This window comes from Prochlorococcus sp. MIT 0603 (assembly GCF_000760215.1).
Lineage (GTDB): Bacteria > Cyanobacteriota > Cyanobacteriia > PCC-6307 > Cyanobiaceae > Prochlorococcus_E.
Genome location: NZ_JNAW01000002.1, coordinates 513,582 through 532,086, shown reverse-complemented (window position 1 = coordinate 532,086; position 18,505 = coordinate 513,582). Strand labels below are relative to the sequence as shown.

Below are 18,505 nucleotides of genomic sequence, written 5' to 3'. Positions count from 1 at the left end.
TTCAATTTTTATTACGCATAATCAATGAAGAGTTTAAAGACTGTTTTTTGGGATCTAGATGGCACTATAGCCGATACAGAATTAAGTGGCCATAGAGTTGCTTTCAATTTAGCATTTAAAGATTATTCCTTGCGTTGGAATTGGAGTAAAGAATCCTATATAAGATTATTGTCAGTTTCTGGAGGTAAAAATAGAATTGCTTTTTATTCTAAACAGCAAGGTAATAAGCTCTCAGAAAAACTCATTCAACATATACATACTCGAAAACAATATTATTATAGGATGTTAGTACTTGATGGTAATATCCAAATTAGATGCGGAGTAATTAGACTCATTAAAGAGATTGCTGATAAAGGAACAAAGCAATATATAGTAACAACTTCAAGTAAATATGCAGTTGAAGCCTTAATTAAGAAATACTTTGACAATAAGACTTTTGAAGGATACATTTGTTCAGAGGATATATCTAAATCAAAACCTAATCCAGAATCTTATATGCTAGCAATGAATAAAAGCAATTCTACTCCAAACAATTCGATAGCAATAGAAGACTCATTAATAGGTCTGAAATCAGCTAAAGAAGCTGGTTTGAAATGTGTGGTAACATATTCGCCTTGGCATATTCATAATAATAATAATAGTTATGATGCAGAATTAGTAGTAGATCATCTTGGAGATAATGATAACATTCCTAATGTATTTGCTGGAGAACTAACAGAAGAAAATGTTAATTACAATTCTCTATTATCCTTGCTTAATCATAAGGAATTATGAAGACATATAAAACCAATTACGATAATTTCCTCAAATATTTAACTGATTTTCTTTCTCAATCCTTCCTTGGACCATGGAAGCTTAGAAGCATAGGTTTAATCTCATTATTATCTGGATTTTATTTATCAAGCATATTAAGCCCTTATTATCTTAAGCTATTTAACCAGAGAATAATTGTAGTCTTATTGTTCTTTTTAACCGTAGAGATATTTATAAGAATTAGAAAGATATTTATTGCCAGTAAAAGTAAATATATCTTACTTATTTTAGATAATCTTAGGATAGGTATAACCTATTCACTAGTTCTCGAGGCATTTAAGCTTGGTTCCTAGGATGCTTTAGGACTCATCCTCCTCTTCCTCAATAGGGTATACAAAGCCTTGTGCTCTACCTGTTAAGACTGACTTTCCAAGTGAAAGTGCTTTTTGAGCTGCAACGCCAGCCTTAGCTTTCCATATAGCATGACGTTGATTCCGCTTGCCCTTAGAAGTCTTTTTCTTTGGTACTGCCATGTATAGAATTTAACTTTTTCAATTATCCGACCAAAGAAGCCTTTTAGTCAAATATTAAATCATTTGTAAATCTAATAAAGAATGGCTATAGAGACATATATCTTTTAAATTAAAGTTAAGACCTAGCATTATTTTTCTTTTTAACTAACTGTGTTTTCCAGTTTTAATTCAAATGGAGTTTCTGATAGTGGAAGCTATAGTAAGCTTTTGAACGATATTAGATCAGGCGATGTAGAATCAATGATCTTAATACCATTGAAAAGAGAAGTTTTAGTTAATTATATAAATGGTACCTCTAGAAATATACCTATTTTCAATAACGATCAAAATATAATACGACTAGCTGAGACTACATCTACACCCTTAAGCGTTAAAGATATTAAATATGAGCAGTCAGTATCATCATTAACAGCAACTTTTTCACTTGGAATAATTTTCGTTATATTTTGCTCACTATTAATTAAAAACTCACTAAAAATTGCTAATAAAAGCCTAACATTTATTAGTGGCAAGTCAATCACAAATGACTCTTCATCAATAGATACTCGTTTTGAAGACTTAGCAGGAATGCCTGAAGCGATAGCCGAAGTAAGTGAAATAGTTTCATTCCTGAAGCAACCAGAGAAATTTACAGATTTGGGAGCACGAATACCTAAGGGTTTCCTATTAGCAGGACCGCCAGGTACAGGTAAAACTCTTTTAGCAAAAGCTATAGCAGGAGAAGCAGGAGTTCCTTTTGTTTCTACATCAGGATCTCAATTCGTAGAACTATTTGTTGGTATAGGTGCTGCAAGAGTAAGGAATTTATTTAGTCAGGCTATTCAGAATGCTCCAAGCATCATTTTTATTGATGAGATTGATTCTATCGGAAGAGAAAGAGGTTCTGGCTTTGGCGGAGGTAACGATGAGAGAGAACAAACACTAAATCAACTATTAACCGAGATGGATGGATATAGCGATAATTCTGGTGTAATAGTTATAGCAGCTACAAATAGGCCGGACTGCCTTGATAGTGCTTTAATGAGACCAGGAAGATTTGATAGAAGAATAGATGTATTATTACCAGACAGAATTGGCAGAGAACAAATTCTGTCCATCCATGCAAGGTCAAAACCACTATCTAAAGATTTTTCAATTAAAGAATGGGCTATAAAAACACCAGGATTTACAGGAGCTGAACTATCTAATTTGCTGAACGAAGCTGCAATAATTGCAGCAAGGGATAATAAGCAGTGTATAAGTAATAAAGACCTTGATAAAGCCTTAGATAGAATAAAACTAGGATTACAGAATCCTTCTAGAACAAGCCTAAAATTTCAGAGGGTCACAGCATACAACGAAATAGGAAGAGCATTAATAACATATCTAATTAAAGGTTGTGATACCTTAGACAAAATAACAATATTAAAGATACCTAATAATTTAGGTGGCAAGACATTATTAACTATTCCAGATGAAATATATGATACTGGTTTGCAAACACGAAATTATTTAAATAAAAAAATAATTGTCAGCCTAGCAGGCAGGGCAACAGAGGAGCTTATATTTGGCTCTTCTGAAATAACCCAGATTTCAGAATCAAATTATCGAATTGCTACAGATATTACACGTAAAATGGTAACTAGATATGGGTTTTCAGATCTTGGGCCTTTAGTAATTAGCAAAGGTAATTCACAATATACCTTAGACAAAGCTTTATTACGTTCTAAATCAATCTATGCGAATAAAACGAATAAAGAAGTAGATAAACAAGTCGAACAAATCATGATAACTTCACTAGCAATAGCAAAGAGAACACTAAAACCATATTTAAATATAATTGATAAGCTAGCAGATCAGCTAATTGAAAAAGAGGTTTTAACTAAATCAGAGTTTGAAGATTTAATTTCACAATATGGCATAATGACTAGTACATATAAATGAAACATGATACTTTAGGTCCAATAACTAATCGAATATATAATAGAAAGAAATATTTAATTACCATATTACTTATTATATTTTCTTCTTTTATAGGCAAGCTCTTACAACAAACAAATATTTCAGCATCTCATCTATGGAATAATGGTAATAATTACAAGGATATCTATAACATTTCTATATATATTATAGCTTCTATACCAATCTTATTAGGTCATAAGTGGTATAAGTCACTTGAAAGGCTACATAGAATTCAGCGAAGGAAAAAGATTGTCCAAAATAGTGATTATCTAAATAGAAAAACATACCTAATCATCATATTAATTCTATTTATAGCTCTATATATCTTAATTAACATTCAATTCAATATATTAATTACGTTTACCTTCAAAGAATCGCCTAATATATTCACTATTTTACTAGATAGTTTCTTACCAACAGTCAAAAGCTATATTTACAATATTATATTCTTTTCATTGATTATATTTTCATTAATAAAGAAATCTGGGTATTATTTCTATCTCTTAAATGCTTGTATAGCCTTTATAAATCTAGCCAATTCTATAACTAAAATAAATGCTAATGATGCCATTATTGTAGATGTGAATGATAGTAAATACTTCGATTCAGATATTACTATACCAATATTCTTTTTTATAATTTTCTTATTAGTTACTCTATTAAGTGGTATTTTTGGATATGTAACATCAGGCACAGCATTGTCAGATTTTAGGTCTAAAAAATTAAGCTATAAACATAAGGATTATGCTTATAGCCTAATTGAGCAGATGGCTGTATTCCTATCTTTTATACTTGCGCTGACAGTACAATAAGAGAAAAGAATACAATCAATTTAGTTAATGGTTTAAAGACTTGCAAAATATTCTTTACTACCTTTTGGATCCTCTAACATTGTTTTATCACCAGGCGTCCAATTAGCAGGACATACCTTGTCTGGGTTTGACGCTACATATTGATAACCCTGTAAAATCCTTAGTGTTTCATCAACATTTCTACCAACAGGTGCTTTATTAATAGTGCAATGCATGATAATACCATCAGGATTAATCAGAAACAATCCTCTATCGGCTTCTCCATCATCATTTAAGACGTTATAGGAAGTGGCTATTTCTCGCTTGAGGTCTGAAACAAGTGGATAGGTAATATCTCCAATTCCGCCTCTATTTCGTGGTGTTTGTATCCAAGCAAGATGACAATGCTTACTATCAACAGATACACCTAAAATTTCAGTATTTTTGGAAGAAAAATCTGAAAACTGATCACTAAAGGCAGTTATCTCTGTTGGGCAAACAAAAGTAAAGTCAAGTGGGTAAAAGAAAAGGACTACCCATTTCCCTCTATAGTCAGAAAGAGAGATTTGCTTAAACTCTTGATCTATTACTGCTTCAGCAGTGAAATTTGGTGCTGGTTGACCAACTCTTAAACACCCGTCTGTCATGATTGATTCAAATAATTGGAATAATTTTAAAGTTTGGCTTGATCTGCTTTACAAACCTCAAATAATTTAACATGATAATGAAGCAAATGCAGATCAAAAGTATCAAGTGCATATTAATTCATCCAAATCAATGAAGCAAAGTAAATGGAACATGTCAGTACTTAGGAAATTCAACTCGACATCACATAATAAACTTCTCTCACTTCTAAAAAATGAACTAATTAAGCATCCACTCCCAAGGCAGGATAAAGATAATGCTAAAGGCTGAAAAGCAAGTTATTAAATTTATGACATAACATAAGAATATATTTTGTGTTAATTAGTAAAAAACAGTTCTTCTAAGTTTTGTATAAAGGTGCTAGAAAAACAATGTACTCACAACAAAGGATAGTGAGTAAACAAAAATATGTCAGTGGAGAGACTTGAACTCTCGACCTCAGCGTTATGAATGCTGTGCTCTAACCAGCTGAGCTACACTGACTGGATGTTTCTCTTGCATTGTAATGCAGGGTGGTAATTAATCCAAGTAAAAACAAATTATATTATTATGATAAAGTCTATAATGTTTATTCTTAAATATAAAAAGAGCAAAACTTTATTTATATGAATGATTTAAAGGAACATTATAGCTAATTATATAAATGGTATTAGCATTACTTTATGAATTATAAGCGCTGTATACAGCGATTCCACAGGCTACAGAAAGATTTAAACTTCTAACACCACTAGTATTTGATAAAGTTGATATGCCTGGCATATTAATAGAACAAATAGAATCACATTGCTCTCTAATATTGTTAGGTAAACCTAAATCCTCACGGCCAAATAGAAGACAGTCATTATTAGAAAAATGAAATTCTTTTAAATCTATACCTCCTTTTTTGCTGAAACCTATTATTCGAGATCCTTTAATAAAATTAGAATAGGATTGAAAATTAATATGTGTTGTTACATCAAGATGTTGCCAATAATCTAGGCCTGCGCGTTTTAAATATTTATCATTTAAATCAAATCCTAATGGATAAATTAGATCTAATTTTAAATTAAATGCTAAACAAGTTCTTCCAATATTTCCTGTATTTTGAGGTATTCTTGGTTCAAATAAGCCAACTCTAAAGTTATTCATTTTAATGATAAATTAAATTCTTATACTATTTTTATATATATTAATAGCTCTGCCATGAATAACCAGCCAGCTATCTAATGAAAATTGATCTAACCTGTCTACTAGATCTCCAAGCCTGTCTCTGAATAAATTACCGTTATGAGTTGCTGGAGATACTCCCCAACCAACCTCTTCACATACAATTACAATAAGTCCCTTAAAAGTTGAGATGGCATTAACAATTAAGTTGCGATGATTATGCCAATCTTCATTATTTAATGTTAGGCTCTTTGTTATTATACCTCCTAATGAATCAATTAAGACCGATGACTCTTGATTGATAGTTGTAAGAATCTTAAATATATCAGCTGATTCTACAAGATTCCATTCTTTAGGTCGTCTTTCCTTATGTATCTGTATTCTTTTCTTCCATATTTCATCGTTATTATATATAGAACTAGTTGCTATATAAGTTACTTTACCGTGATTATGAGCAATAATTTTTTCTGCCCATATACTTTTTCCACTCTTTACAGGACCAGTTACAATAACTAATCCAGATGTATAATTTATGTTCACATTATTAATTGATTGATAGTATAAAAAGCTATTTTACCGTGAAAAATACCACCATGTCACTAATGGTGTAATTATCGCTATAATTAAAACTCCTAAAACCAAAGGTATTGCTAATGATCTACCTAGTTCATTGTTACGCATAACATTGAAGTTAGGATCTGTAATTGGATCTGATAAAGAGGTAGTTTCCTTTGTTTCATAGTTTAAATCAGCTAATAAAGTCAAATTATGATTTAAGGGACTAATCATTTTTATTGTTTGATTATCCAATGCATATGTAGGGGTAGCAAAAGCTACACATATTATTAGAAATATAGTTGAAAGAATAATTAGTAGATTTGATCTTATCACTGTTAAAAATAGATATACTTTTAATATAATGGCACTATCTCTGTATTTTGTCTATATTTATGAAGAACATGCCTTGAAATTTCAGCTAGATATCAAGTGGTTGTAAATCAAGGGATGTCTTATTTATGATAGGTAATTAACATTGCTTATAGCTAAATATGAATGCAACATCAACATTAACATTTACTATAGGAATTACTATGATAATTTTATGCTTAGTAAATGCAATTGCAATTGATGAATTATCCCCTAGTATACAACGTTCAGAATTAATAGCTGCTCTTTCATCAGTATCTATTCTATTGGTAGGTTATTTACAAAAACAAGTTTCTATAAACAAGCCTAAAAAAGCAGTTTTAGAAGGTACAGAGGCTTTTTATATAAATGCTGAGCTACCTGAAATTCTAAAGAATGAATTAGCATGGGGATCCAAAATGATACTTACAGCAACAGCATCATCTAATATTATAATTTATTATGAGAATAAAATAGTATTAAAAAGAGGTTTATTTTCCACTAGCGTTAATTCATTCAAGCCTGGTAAAACCTGTATATCAACTTCTAAAAGTGGTAAATATATTTCACTAGTAAATACTAAGTATTATCCAGACAAAGATGAATTTGAATCTATAGTCAAAAACTTGCCATCTCTAATCGTAGTACCAATTTCTACCGATGGATGGATAATTGTAGGTGGATGGTCAGAGAGATGCTTTACAAAGTCAGATGAAATTTGGATAGAGGGCTGGACTAAAAAATTAGAATCAATTATTATAAATGGCTAATATAATTTTATATTAGTCTTTACTTGCTTACCAGATGAATTAAATTCTAGCTTTTTTTTGTTGCCATACCATATAGCCTGATCGGCAGCTACAGATATTATAGAGCTAGATGTAGCATCTCTATAAAAATAATTCTTAACCCCATTGAACTCTATTGTGTTAATTTTATGCTTGTAAATAGCACTATCAGAAACAAAACTAGAACCATTTATTGTAGACTCTACAAAACCATCTAAAATTGCTGTTGAACTATCTTTTATCCATAGTACTTTATTAGTCTTTAGTATTAGGTTACTTTTCTTAAGACTACTCATTAAGACGTCATTCTCTAATAGAACTGTTTCACCGTTATTGATAAGTGATGCCTCCTTTGCCCTAATAGTATATGATGGTTTCTTGTTATGATAGAAGGTAACAAGAGGATTTGTCGCATATATAGTTTTAGATGATTCATCTAAACTTGCGTTTTTAGTTACAAATAAAAATCGTCTTAGTCCGTTCTTATCTAATTGCTCTAACTTGATATCTTTAAATTTAAAAGAGTTGACAGATATTTCTTTTACAACATTGCTATTGGAAGAGCATGATGATATAAGAAAAAACAAGAATAAGATTGATAATCTACTTTTCTGGATAACTTGCATATACATTAGTTATTTTTCTATTTTGGGTATGATTGGTTGAGGATCTGGAAGTTGAGTAATTGATTTTAGTTTGCCCCAAATGAGATCTTCATTCCAATTGCTTTTTGGCTCTGGATAAGATAACTGTAATAACATTTTTCTACTTAAATTGGGAACTATGGGTAATAATAATATTGCTACTATCCTACAGGATTCGAGGACATTATATAAATGATATCTAACTATTTGTTCGTTTTTAGAATCTTTTATTAATTTCCATGGTTCATTATCATTTAAATATAAATTTGCTTCTGAAGCGAGATTAATTATCGATTGACAAGCCTCTTTTAAATACAGATTATGATATTTACCGATAACATCCTTAATTGTTAACTCAGATAAATCTCTTAGTTTATTTTGTTTAATTTCAACGGTAAATGAGTTGCTATCTTCTGCAAACCATTTACGGGCCATCGAACTTGTTCTATTTAATAAATTGCCAATTGTGTTAGCAAGGTCATTATTAACCAAATCTATAAAACGTTTTTCTTGATAATCACCATCTTGACCAAATTTAAAGTCGCTTAATAAATACCATCTAATAGCATCCTCTCCATAGTCTTTTAGCAATACTTCTGGATCAAGGACATTGCCTAGGGATTTACCCATTTTTTGGCCTTCTCTTGTTAAGAAACCATGGCCAAAGACTTTTCGAGGAAGACTCAATTTTGCTGACATTAGCATTGCTGGCCAGTATATTGCATGAAATCTAAGAATATCCTTACCTATCAAATGAAGATCTGCTGGCCAACCTTTATTATTCACTAAATTTAGATCAATGTTTTCATCGTCATTAAATAGTGCTGAAATATATCCTAAAAGTGCATCAAACCATACATAGAAAGTATGACCTTTATAGCCTGGAACTGGTATTCCCCAATCAACATTTTTTCTTGAGATTGAAAAATCCTTTAGGCCTTTAGCCACAAAGTTTTTTATCTCATTTTGTCTAGATAGAGGCTGAATAAAAGTAGGATTGGAAATTATCTCCTCTATTTCCTCCTGATAATTGGAAAGACAAAAGAATAAATTCTCTTCGTCCCTCCACTCAAGATTTTTTTGATGAATAGGACATGTCGGATTATCTATGTTTGAATCTATATCTTTATATTCTTCACAGCCGACACAATACCAACCTTCTTGTTGCCCAAGGCGTATATCTCCATTTGCCTTAACTCTACAGAAAAACTCGTATACCAGATCTATATGTTTTAATGATGTAGTCCTTACAAAGCGGTTATTTGATATTGACCATAGCCGCCATAAATCTTTATACTTTTTAGAGACTTTATTACAATGATCTATAGGGCTAATCTTATTTTCTTTAGCTGTACGTTGAATTTTCTGACCATGCTCATCCACTCCAGTGATAAATATAACTTCCTCTCCTGTTAGCCTGTGGAAGCGAGCTAATACATCAGTTGCAATTGTTGTATAAGTACTTCCAAGATGTGGCTTATCATTAACATAATATAATGGAGTGGTAATAGTTATAGTCAAATTAAATAATTTGTGAAATTATCTCTAATATACCTTATATATTATATTAAACACAAGTATTAAAGTAAAAATCTATGTACTTAGGTAATTAAATGAGCATGAATATTATCTTTATCTATGTCTATAGAATCAATATTAATACTAAATTCATCTCCTAATTGAAATTCCATGTCACCATAAAGTATGGTGACTATATCTAAATATAGCTCTTTGTAAAATATTAGAGCAATATTTTTGTTCTTAATAAGCCATCTTAGAAAGATTACTTCTCTATTTTTACTTAGATATTTACCTAAATATCTCAAAATCATTTCCCTTTGATTATTTCTGGAAATTAATGAATTATTTAATGACCTTTTATTATATTGACTAATTTTTTCTATAAGAATATTAATCGGTATTAGAGGCTCATTATTTATATGTGAAATAACTTGGTAATGCGTAATATAATCAATATACCTTCTTAAAGGAGAGGTTGCATGTGTATATTCCTTTAAGCCTAGACTAAAATGTCCAGTAGGTCTTATGTCAATTGTTGATTTAGATAACTTAGACTTTACGATGTAATTGTAGATATGTAGGTGATTATGACTATTAATTGTTTGAGAGGTTGGCAGTTTAGTTGTTGGAGCTTGTTGATTTCTATATGGGATATCAATCGAATTATTTCGACAGTAATTAGCTATTAATGAACCAAACAAAATCATTGACTCGCTTACTAACTTTCGAGATGGAGAAAATTCCTTGACTTTAAAGTATAAATTATTATTTTCTTCATAGAAAAAACCCTGTGGTTCATTCAATGACAAGGAACCATTAGATTTACGTATTATTGAATAAATATTTAATATATTAAATATTTCAATAAGATCTGACTCTTCCTTAGGTTGATAATCAAGAATTTCATCAGCCTCCTCATAAGTTAAATTATAAGTAAGCCTTACAATACTATTAAATATTTTATAACCTACAATATTGCCATTATCGCTTATTTCTAAGGCCATACTTAAGGCAACACATTCTCTTTTTCTACTTAGACTTAAGCACTCAATAACTAATTCTTTGGGGAACATATAAGAAATAGATTCAGGGTCATATATTGTTGAACTTAGTCTTGATGCTCTTATTGAAATTTCATTATTGATTGGTATAAGAACTGATGGACTTGCTATATGTATCCATAAATATGTTTTATTTTCTATTTTTTGAATTGAGAATGCATCATCAATTTCGATTGTATTTTTATCATCAATAGAATAGGTTTTAAGTTTAGTTAGATTTAAAAAACTATTTTTTGATGTGATGATATCTCTATTTTTTTTCTTTATATCAGAAATTAAAGATAAATATAAAGGATCTTTTAAATCTTTAGTAATCATCTTCTAAAATCTTATATCTATGGACCCTTTTTTACATTTTACATATACCTTTTCTTATGCATATTAACCTTCGGGATTTACAAATGGCAAAAGGGCTATAATCCTAGCTCTCTTTACAGCTGTAGTTAGATCTCTTTGTTGTTGAGCTGTCAAGCCAGTTAACCTTCTGGGAAGTATTTTCCCTCGCTCTGTAATGAATTTTTTGAGGGTTTCAACATCCTTATAATCTATTGGTTCGCCAGGTTTGATAGGAGAGAGCTTTTTTTTAAAGAAGGAATTTGGCATTGTTATTTGAGTTGGTGCTTGGTTAAAAAAATAATTTTTATTGAATCTCCATGAAAGGAGTTGGTTTATTGCTGAAGCGAGTATCCTTCATGATTTAGAAGCTTTGGTAGTGTAATTAAAGACAGATAAATAGCTTGGAAGGAGTTTTCCGGAAATTATCGGACCCGAGGGTAATTTTATCCGGACGTCCTTGTTTTTGTCATAAGGACGTAGAGTTACTTTAGCAATACGTATAGTTGAATGCTTATCCTACAAGCTCACGAGAACTTTAAAAAACATTCCCCTGAAAAAGTAGGATCAGCTAATAGTTAAAAAACAAATGAAGGTTTCATTTTCCTGGTTAAAAGAATTAGTAGAGATCTCTAGTGGCATCGATGATATCAGTGAATCGCTTTCTATGGCAGGATTTGAGGTTGATGACCTTATTGACCTTTCATCAGCTTTTAATAACATTGTAATTGGATATATATCAGAGGTTAAACCACATCCAAATGCAAATAAATTAAATATTTGTTCTGTTAACGTTGGCAAAACAAAATATTTGCAAATCGTTTGCGGGGCTTCTAATGTCGAAAAAGATATGCATGTATTAGTTGCTCTAGAAGGAGCATATCTAAAGGCCGTGGATTTGAAAATTAAGGAAAGTGAAATAAGAGGGGAATTTAGCCAAGGGATGATCTGCTCTTATGAAGAACTTGGTATCAGTTCAAGTTCAGAAGGCATTGCTGTATTAGAAGAGCTTAAAAGAACACTGCCTAACCCAGGAGAAAGCCCTATTAAGATTTTTGGGTATAACGACATAATCTTAGATCTTGCTATTACTGCAAATAGGCCTGATGGGATGTCTATGGTTGGAATTGCTAGAGAAGTATCAGCTATCAAAAAATCTAAATTGACATTACCTTTAATTGAAAAAAATAATGGATATAAAATATTTAGCCCTAATCTAAAAACTAAAGATATCAAAACTGAAACTTTAATTTATTCACTTCATGAAATAACAGGTCTTGACGGTAACATTCCTTCTAGCTGGGAATTACAAAACCTTCTAAAAAACATTGGTTTAAGGTCTATAAATGCAATAGTCGATATCACGAACTATGTAATGGTTGAACAAGGCCAGCCACTCCACGCCTTTGATGCTGATCTATTAGACAAACTTCTAAATAAAAAAGTAAATCAAACAGATTTTGGGATTAGAAAAGCTATTAAGGATGAATTATTCATTGGAATTGACGATAAGGAATACAAGTTAAATGAAAAGATAAATGTCATTACTTGTGGAGACATAGCTATAGCTATAGCAGGAGTAATAGGTGGTGCTAACACAGCAGTAAATTCTAAAACAAATAGGGTATGGCTTGAAGCGGCTTCTTTTCCTCAAAATATGGTTAGGACATCTGCTAGAGAGATTGGCAATAGAACAGAATCTAGTAGCCGATTTGAGAAAGGGGTTTCTTCAGAAATGACAATAGATTCTGCTACAAGAGCAATTCAATTATTTAAGGATAAGTTTGATTGTAATGTGAAAGGTAGATGGATTAATAGAGTATTAAAAGAGTCGTCAAAATCAATCTTATTAAGGAAAGATAGAATAGATAAAATACTTGGTGTGGTGAAGATAGATAATTCAAATAGTAGTAAAGATCAGTCCGTAAATCAACATGAAATATCTTCTAAAACAAGGCTGCTATTGGAGACTGAGATTGAAGAATCCCTTACTTTACTAGGCTGCATTACTACTATGAATAAAGATGGATGGGATGTAAAAGTGCCTCCAAATAGAACTAATGATCTTCTTAGGGAGATAGATTTAATTGAGGAAATAGCCCGCCTTATAGGATATGACAAATTTGATTCAAACCTTCCTGACCCAATAAGGCCAGGAGGCTTATCAGCTGAGCAAAACATCGACAGACAAATTAAGGAGAGCTTTGTCTCAGCTGGTTTTCAGGAAGTTGTTACTTCATCTCTAGTCGCCCAAGATAAGGTGAATAAGGACAGAATTCCTATATACAACCCATTACTGTCAGAGACTAGTCATATGAGAAATAACTTATGGGAGGAACATATTAATATCTGCAAAAGGAATATTGACTTTGGGAACAATGGATGTTGGTTATTTGAAGTAGGTAAAATATATATTAACAACGACAAATTAATAGAAGAAAAAAGTATATTGGGCGGTGCAATTACAGGTAATAGACATATCGGCCAATGGCAAGCAACCTCTAAAAGAGATAGCTTAGATTATTTCGAAGCAAGAGGGCTTATAGAGTCTGTCTTTAGATCACTTAAAATTAACATTGAAGACATTCAGTTGGAATCTGATTTATTATTTCATCCAGGCAAATCATCTAATCTAATATTAGAAGGTAAAACCCTAGGTAGATTTGGCCAAATCCACCCAAAAATCGCAGCAAAATATGATTGTGAGCAAGCTTTATATCTCTTTGAACTAGATTTGACATTAATACTTAATGCAAGTACGAGGAGGAATAAACTAATACCTAAATTCAAAAAATATGCAACAGTTCCAGCTATGGAAAGAGATATTGCTCTAATTACTGATTTAAATGTGAACTCTGCTATGATTATCAAACTAATAATGAAAACAGGCAAGCCAATTGTCGAAAATGTTATATTACTGGACAAATACTCTGGTAGTAATCTTTCTCAAGATCAAATCAGTCAAACATTTAGAATTACATATAGAAAGAACAAAGAAACTTTAAAAGAAGAGGAAATGCTGCCTATTCACGAAAAAATAATCAAAAGATTAGAAAAAGAGTTGTCAGTAGAATTAAGAAGATGATATTGTAAGAAAAACCAAACTTTCTAAATGCATTGTTTGAGGAAAGAAGTCAAAAGAATAAATATTATTGATTTTGTATAAATCTCCTTTTAATAATAAGGAAAGGTCTCTACCTAAAGTTGAGGGATTACAACTCAAGTAGGCTATATTTTGAGGTTGTTTGTTTAGAATTAAATCTATAATAGATTTATCAAGGCCTTTTCTTGGTGGATCTACTATCAAGTAATCACTACTTTGTAAAATATTAGAAAGGGATTTGCTTACATCACCAAGAATATAATTTACATTTTTAATTGAATTGGCAATTATATTCTCTAATGAAAGTTTATATGCTTCACTATTAATTTCAACTCCTATAATATCTAATCCTGTCTTGGCTAATGGTAATGATATAGTACCGATCCCAGAATATGCATCTATTATACGTTTACACTTATATGTCTTGGTAACATGATCTAAAATGAGATTTACTGCCTTCTCTGCTTCAATTATATTAATTTGAAAAAAAGACCTTATACCAATCTTAAAATACAAGTTACAAAACCTTTCGTTTATATAATTCCTTCCATATATGATCTCGGATCTAGTTCCTAATATAGTATTTGTATCTTGAGGCTGTATATTATTAACAAATCCAACTATATTATATTCTTGTTGTTTAAAATAATTGGCAAATGATGATAAGTAATAAGAAATAGATCTTTTAGATATAAATGCAATTAAAATCTCGTTAGTTCTTATAGAATGTCTAATATAAATATGTGTTATAGATCTAAGTGGACTGTTTTGGGGAACAAATAGGAATTTATTATTAGCAAAAGAATTCTGTATTATTTTATAAATCTCATTCATCTGATCTGTCAATATAGGACAGGAATTTATATCGACAATAGTATGAGAACCTCTTTTATAATATCCAATTATAAATGATCCATCTGATTGGACTTCAGTTGGAATAATTGCTTTGTTCCTGTAGTTATAATAATTAGTAGGATTCAGGTGTGAAGTAATAGGAAAATCTTTAATGTTAGCAATCCTCATAAGTGAATCATTCAATATCTTCTGTTTTAATAAATTTTGCTGAGTATATAGTGTGTGCTGAAGAGTGCATCCTCCACATTGGTCAAATACATAACAGGCAGGTTTTACTCTGTGAGCAGATAATGTTCTAATAGATTTTATACTTCCGTACCATGTCCCTCTTAATATATATTCGCTTCTAACTAAAGCTTCATCTCCAACAGTTAAACCAGGGACAATAATAACCTGTGCATTGAAAGTACAAACACCATAACCAGATTGATCAATATCAACGCACTTAACGATTAGAAGATCTGATTTTTCTATCGATGTTTTAATCATATAAATAAATTCAAGAAGAACAGGCAAAGATTGTTACCATGATTCTCAGCTAAGTCCTAGAATAAGTCTATATAGCAGTCCCATGTGAGATGCATGACAAGAGATGCATTATTCGTCTCCTAAAGATTTTACCCGATTAGCTTGCGAAGGGAGCAACTAATTAAATCTAAAAAGAACACATCATGCAGTTACAATTATTCTCAGATAAGTCTTAGTGTGAGTCTATATGAGAGTCCTACATGAGATTCATGATAATCAATTTAATGCTTTGCTGAGAAGATTTTCACAATTAGCATGTGAAGGAGGCAACTACAACGGATAAAGGGAGCCTTGTTGGAACGAAATCTTGCGTAACTGTCTTTAAAGCAGTTACGCAAGCGCTTAACCCCTTTAATTGCAATGGTTTTCGAAGGGGCAGTATTGCTTGGACATAGCTAGTACGTATTTCTAGGATTATTAAACTTAATAGCCTTTTCCAATTAAAATTATTCTTAACCTATGAATACCTTGGCTCTACATATTTAAAGAGCAATTTTATTTGTTACCATTAATCTCACAATAGACTTAAGAATAGACCTAGCACGAGTCTAGCATTAGACAAACTAGAACTATCTCTATGCGACAATGATCTCATAATAGTCCTATATTGGGACTATTATTGAATCCAATACTAGACTACTGAGACTCCTTCTTCTTGTATAAATCCTTTAGTAATTGATATGCTTCATTTATTTTTCTCATCTTATCTGTAGAGCCACCAGAATCTGGATGGTTAGCAATAGCCATAGCCTTATATGCATCTCTTACTGTTGATAAAGAAACTGATTCTCCTGCAGTTATAGGCAAATTCAATAGTCGAAGTGCACCATGGATAGTCATAGTTGATTCAAGAGTTTGAAACGAGGTTACATTTCTTCTTCTTTTAAAACTATTAACAAATCTCCTGGTAAGAGTTGGTATTCTCTTTTTAAGACTATCAGTTGCAAAAGGATCTTCTAAAACGCCTGCGATTACAATTATTCTTTCAAATGATGGTGAACCCTTATCCCATGTGTGACATAGCTTAAGCATAAGCTGAGACGCTGCTGACCATGTAAAAGGGAGTGAATCAGAATCGTCAAGGTAAGGCCATATGTCACGTGCCAACCAAATCATTGCTGCCTCTACAACATCATTTTTAGGCTCATTTCCATATAGTGATATCCAATGAGACCTTGCTTCTTTTAAACATTCTATAAGACATTTCTTATCTACACTATGAACAATTGGATCGTAATTAAAGTCGACTTTTGGCCCTTTCCCTAGGCTTTTTTTCAGTTTCTCTGCCTTATTTCTTACAAACCCAGGCAAGTCTATTCCTACAGACTTAGATGTTTTACTTTCTATTCCTTTAGTTAATGAGTCAAATTGGTTGCTCTCGTTAATTGAAGGTAAGTCAGAATTAATTTTCTCTATCTTGTCTGAATTTATAAGTACAATAGCTTTATCAACTAAATATTTATCTGAAGGCACGTTTACTGAATCAATTATATCTAATTGCTTAGTGTCTGTAGAGATTGTTGGGTCTTCGTATAGATCCTTATCTGTATTGTCATCACTAAAAATAGTTTCAAGCAATCTCTCTAGAACAGGTCCCCTTGCTCTTAAACCCCATTCTTTTTTTAATTCATCAAAACGATCTATCAAATCAACAGGTAGATCTATAGTTATTCGCTTTGAACCATCATTAGTAGTATTTGGCACAGACTGTATCAAGCTTGAATAAGATTAAATCGGTAATTTGATTAAAACTACTTCACTAGATTCCCTTTACATACTGAAAGAGTTATATTTAAATGCAATCATAATAACTAGCTTTTAAAGGAAAATATTATGAATACATGACTAAATCCACAATAGATTGAGCATAAGTATAAAATAAAAGAAAATCTTAATTATGATTATAGCTGACATCTGTTCATCAAACAGTACTGCTCAAAAGCGAAGGCAGAATTTTTATCACAGAAAATTAGAACTGCTATCAATGTATAGAGATTCCTTAGAAAGAAGGATTGTTGCGATAAATGCATCAATATCTAAACTAGAAGAACAAATTAACAGGGACCAAGAGTTAGCTTAGAATTAATACTTATTCAAGTTATTAAATCACATCCTCTAATAACTTAATAGGGCTATTTTGGAGTAACCAATTATCTTCTAATTTATTTTTAGATAATAGATAGCCAGCAAAAGCTAATGCATTCAGACTAAATCCTCTTGAGTACTCTTTACTTCTTTTAATAAGAACAATCCAATTAGAACTTATTAATAGGTTATAAGGAAAATTTGGTTTTAAATTACACGTGGGTGAACCTAGAGATGCCTTAGAAGATAGATATAAATAGCGCTTATATAATTCAGAAGGGTTGTTTTCAATATCACTTATGTTCTCTACCCATATATTATTAATAATTTTTTTGCTTGAAGATAGTACTAGTCCAGATGAATTACTATACCAATCTTGTAATGGACATATCCTATCTGAGTTATGACGTCTAAGTAACTGAATATGTCTATGTCCTTGACTAGCACCTGCCTCCCTACAACTATTAAAAAACCATAAGCCCGTAGTGTCTCTATCTACATGATTAAAAGCTCTCCAATCACTTTCATCTAACCATCCATTCTGAGGTCTCCATGTATTAGTAATCAATAGCATATGCCCGACTTGAACAGGATACTTATTCAGAATCAACACATGTTTTGAACCTATATTTGCAATTTCTAAATTATTATCCCACGGTAGAAAAGGATTGATTGTAGGACCATAGACTTTATTAAACTTAAAATTTGTTGTTGATATACTTCTTACTTCAAAATTTATTTGATTACCTATATCTACATATGAAAGATCTGTTGTAATAGGCCTTAAATGCGAATTAGTTAAAGCCAATTGCGAAACTGATAAGGCCTTTTTCCAATAGAGCTCTTTACGTAAATACATAACAATTAAAAGC

19 protein-coding genes and 1 tRNA gene are annotated in these 18,505 nt (G+C 31.3%); 7 read left to right on the top strand and 13 right to left on the bottom strand.

The features are described from left to right. The first annotated feature begins 24 nt into the window (after positions 1-24). Both EV07_RS04615 and EV07_RS10185 read left to right on the top strand, forming a co-directional pair. Complete coding sequence (locus tag EV07_RS04615) at positions 25-774, top strand: HAD-IA family hydrolase (protein ID WP_036917750.1); 750 nt, start codon at positions 25-27, stop codon at positions 772-774. Then, positions 771-1,106, top strand: a complete 336-nt coding sequence (locus EV07_RS10185; RefSeq protein ID WP_036917747.1) for a DUF565 domain-containing protein — start codon at positions 771-773, stop codon at positions 1,104-1,106. The genes EV07_RS04615 and EV07_RS10185 overlap by 4 nt, the downstream gene beginning before the upstream one ends. 6 nt (positions 1,107-1,112) lie before the next feature. Here EV07_RS10185 and rpmF read toward each other — a convergent pair whose 3' ends face one another. Continuing rightward, the gene (rpmF, locus tag EV07_RS04605; protein ID WP_036917745.1) at positions 1,113-1,286 is read right to left on the bottom strand and encodes a 50S ribosomal protein L32; all 174 of its coding nucleotides are present in this window, start codon (positions 1,284-1,286) and stop codon (positions 1,113-1,115) included. 150 nt (positions 1,287-1,436) lie between these two features. On the opposite strand from rpmF, the gene EV07_RS04600 reads away from it, so the two are divergent. Further along, positions 1,437-3,209: an ATP-dependent metallopeptidase FtsH/Yme1/Tma family protein gene (locus EV07_RS04600; RefSeq protein WP_036917743.1), complete on the top strand. Its 1,773-nt coding sequence runs from the start codon at positions 1,437-1,439 to the stop codon at positions 3,207-3,209. A 473-nt stretch (positions 3,210-3,682) separates the two neighbouring features. After that, positions 3,683-4,039, top strand: a complete 357-nt coding sequence (locus EV07_RS10030) for a hypothetical protein (protein WP_152557545.1) — start codon at positions 3,683-3,685, stop codon at positions 4,037-4,039. A gap of 32 nt (positions 4,040-4,071) precedes the next feature. Here EV07_RS10030 and EV07_RS04590 read toward each other — a convergent pair whose 3' ends face one another. The 5 genes from EV07_RS04590 to EV07_RS04570 all read right to left on the bottom strand — a co-directional run bounded on the left by EV07_RS04590 (position 4,072) and on the right by EV07_RS04570 (position 6,619). Next, entirely contained in the window at positions 4,072-4,665 is a 594-nt protein-coding gene (locus EV07_RS04590; protein ID WP_036917739.1) for a peroxiredoxin, read from the bottom strand. A gap of 407 nt (positions 4,666-5,072) precedes the next feature. Further along, positions 5,073-5,146: transfer RNA gene (locus EV07_RS04585), tRNA-Met, on the bottom strand. 177 nt (positions 5,147-5,323) lie between these two features. Next, positions 5,324-5,791 carry a tRNA (cytidine(34)-2'-O)-methyltransferase gene (locus tag EV07_RS04580; RefSeq protein ID WP_036917737.1) on the bottom strand — a complete coding sequence of 156 codons (468 nt, stop codon included), beginning with the start codon at positions 5,789-5,791 and terminating at the stop codon, positions 5,324-5,326. A 12-nt stretch (positions 5,792-5,803) separates the two neighbouring features. After that, complete coding sequence (locus EV07_RS04575; protein ID WP_052043881.1) at positions 5,804-6,349, bottom strand: bifunctional adenosylcobinamide kinase/adenosylcobinamide-phosphate guanylyltransferase; 546 nt, start codon at positions 6,347-6,349, stop codon at positions 5,804-5,806. 33 nt (positions 6,350-6,382) lie between these two features. Further along, positions 6,383-6,619 (bottom strand): hypothetical protein, encoded by a 237-nt coding sequence (locus EV07_RS04570; RefSeq protein WP_206537150.1) that lies wholly within the window; start codon positions 6,617-6,619, stop codon positions 6,383-6,385. Positions 6,620-6,858: 239 nt separating this feature from the next. On the opposite strand from EV07_RS04570, the gene EV07_RS04565 reads away from it, so the two are divergent. After that, the gene (locus tag EV07_RS04565) at positions 6,859-7,485 is read left to right on the top strand and encodes a cofactor assembly of complex C subunit B (RefSeq protein ID WP_036917731.1); all 627 of its coding nucleotides are present in this window, start codon (positions 6,859-6,861) and stop codon (positions 7,483-7,485) included. Here the strand turns inward: EV07_RS04565 and lptC are convergent. From lptC to rpsR, 4 genes are all read right to left on the bottom strand, one after another. Further along, positions 7,482-8,129, bottom strand: coding sequence for an LPS export ABC transporter periplasmic protein LptC (lptC, locus tag EV07_RS04560; RefSeq protein WP_036917728.1), 648 nt, complete (start codon positions 8,127-8,129; stop codon positions 7,482-7,484). The genes EV07_RS04565 and lptC overlap by 4 nt on opposite strands. A gap of 9 nt (positions 8,130-8,138) precedes the next feature. After that, positions 8,139-9,668: a methionine--tRNA ligase gene (metG, locus tag EV07_RS04555; RefSeq protein WP_036917725.1), complete on the bottom strand. Its 1,530-nt coding sequence runs from the start codon at positions 9,666-9,668 to the stop codon at positions 8,139-8,141. Between the two features lie 80 nt (positions 9,669-9,748). Continuing rightward, on the bottom strand, positions 9,749-11,047 hold the full coding sequence (locus EV07_RS04550; protein WP_036917722.1) for a ribonuclease catalytic domain-containing protein: 1,299 nt from the start codon (positions 11,045-11,047) through the stop codon (positions 9,749-9,751). A gap of 63 nt (positions 11,048-11,110) precedes the next feature. Then, on the bottom strand, positions 11,111-11,332 hold the full coding sequence (gene rpsR / locus EV07_RS04545; RefSeq protein ID WP_036917719.1) for a 30S ribosomal protein S18: 222 nt from the start codon (positions 11,330-11,332) through the stop codon (positions 11,111-11,113). 319 nt (positions 11,333-11,651) lie between these two features. Between rpsR and pheT the strand changes: the two genes are divergently transcribed. Further along, positions 11,652-14,147 (top strand): phenylalanine--tRNA ligase subunit beta, encoded by a 2,496-nt coding sequence (gene pheT, locus EV07_RS04540; protein WP_036917715.1) that lies wholly within the window; start codon positions 11,652-11,654, stop codon positions 14,145-14,147. On the opposite strand, the gene rlmD is transcribed toward pheT, so the two are convergent. Then, positions 14,136-15,509: a 23S rRNA (uracil(1939)-C(5))-methyltransferase RlmD gene (gene rlmD / locus EV07_RS04535; protein ID WP_152557544.1), complete on the bottom strand. Its 1,374-nt coding sequence runs from the start codon at positions 15,507-15,509 to the stop codon at positions 14,136-14,138. The genes pheT and rlmD overlap by 12 nt on opposite strands. Before the next feature lie 675 nt (positions 15,510-16,184). Then, positions 16,185-17,252 carry a J domain-containing protein gene (locus EV07_RS04530; RefSeq protein ID WP_052043879.1) on the bottom strand — a complete coding sequence of 356 codons (1,068 nt, stop codon included), beginning with the start codon at positions 17,250-17,252 and terminating at the stop codon, positions 16,185-16,187. A 193-nt stretch (positions 17,253-17,445) separates the two neighbouring features. Here EV07_RS04530 and EV07_RS04525 point away from each other — a divergent pair, with 193 nt between their 5' ends. Continuing rightward, complete coding sequence (locus tag EV07_RS04525) at positions 17,446-17,628, top strand: hypothetical protein (protein WP_036917710.1); 183 nt, start codon at positions 17,446-17,448, stop codon at positions 17,626-17,628. A 21-nt stretch (positions 17,629-17,649) separates the two neighbouring features. On the opposite strand, the gene EV07_RS04520 is transcribed toward EV07_RS04525, so the two are convergent. Continuing rightward, complete coding sequence (locus EV07_RS04520) at positions 17,650-18,492, bottom strand: ATP adenylyltransferase (protein WP_036917707.1); 843 nt, start codon at positions 18,490-18,492, stop codon at positions 17,650-17,652. Positions 18,493-18,505 lie beyond the last annotated feature (13 nt).

What these genes read in the sequence shown, in the direction of transcription:
- EV07_RS04615 (WP_036917750.1), top strand. Translation starts at nt 25, where the DNA reads ATGAAGAGTTTAAAGACTGTTTTTTGGGATCTAGATGGCACTATAGCC.
- EV07_RS10185 (WP_036917747.1), top strand. Translation starts at nt 771, where the DNA reads ATGAAGACATATAAAACCAATTACGATAATTTCCTCAAATATTTAACT.
- rpmF (WP_036917745.1), bottom strand. Translation starts at nt 1,286, where the DNA reads ATGGCAGTACCAAAGAAAAAGACTTCTAAGGGCAAGCGGAATCAACGT.
- EV07_RS04590 (WP_036917739.1), bottom strand. Translation starts at nt 4,665, where the DNA reads ATGACAGACGGGTGTTTAAGAGTTGGTCAACCAGCACCAAATTTCACT.
- EV07_RS04580 (WP_036917737.1), bottom strand. Translation starts at nt 5,791, where the DNA reads ATGAATAACTTTAGAGTTGGCTTATTTGAACCAAGAATACCTCAAAAT.
- EV07_RS04565 (WP_036917731.1), top strand. Translation starts at nt 6,859, where the DNA reads ATGAATGCAACATCAACATTAACATTTACTATAGGAATTACTATGATA.
- lptC (WP_036917728.1), bottom strand. Translation starts at nt 8,129, where the DNA reads ATGCAAGTTATCCAGAAAAGTAGATTATCAATCTTATTCTTGTTTTTT.
- EV07_RS04550 (WP_036917722.1), bottom strand. Translation starts at nt 11,047, where the DNA reads ATGATTACTAAAGATTTAAAAGATCCTTTATATTTATCTTTAATTTCT.
- rpsR (WP_036917719.1), bottom strand. Translation starts at nt 11,332, where the DNA reads ATGCCAAATTCCTTCTTTAAAAAAAAGCTCTCTCCTATCAAACCTGGC.
- pheT (WP_036917715.1), top strand. Translation starts at nt 11,652, where the DNA reads ATGAAGGTTTCATTTTCCTGGTTAAAAGAATTAGTAGAGATCTCTAGT.
- rlmD (WP_152557544.1), bottom strand. Translation starts at nt 15,509, where the DNA reads ATGATTAAAACATCGATAGAAAAATCAGATCTTCTAATCGTTAAGTGC.
- EV07_RS04525 (WP_036917710.1), top strand. Translation starts at nt 17,446, where the DNA reads ATGATTATAGCTGACATCTGTTCATCAAACAGTACTGCTCAAAAGCGA.
- EV07_RS04520 (WP_036917707.1), bottom strand. Translation starts at nt 18,492, where the DNA reads ATGTATTTACGTAAAGAGCTCTATTGGAAAAAGGCCTTATCAGTTTCG.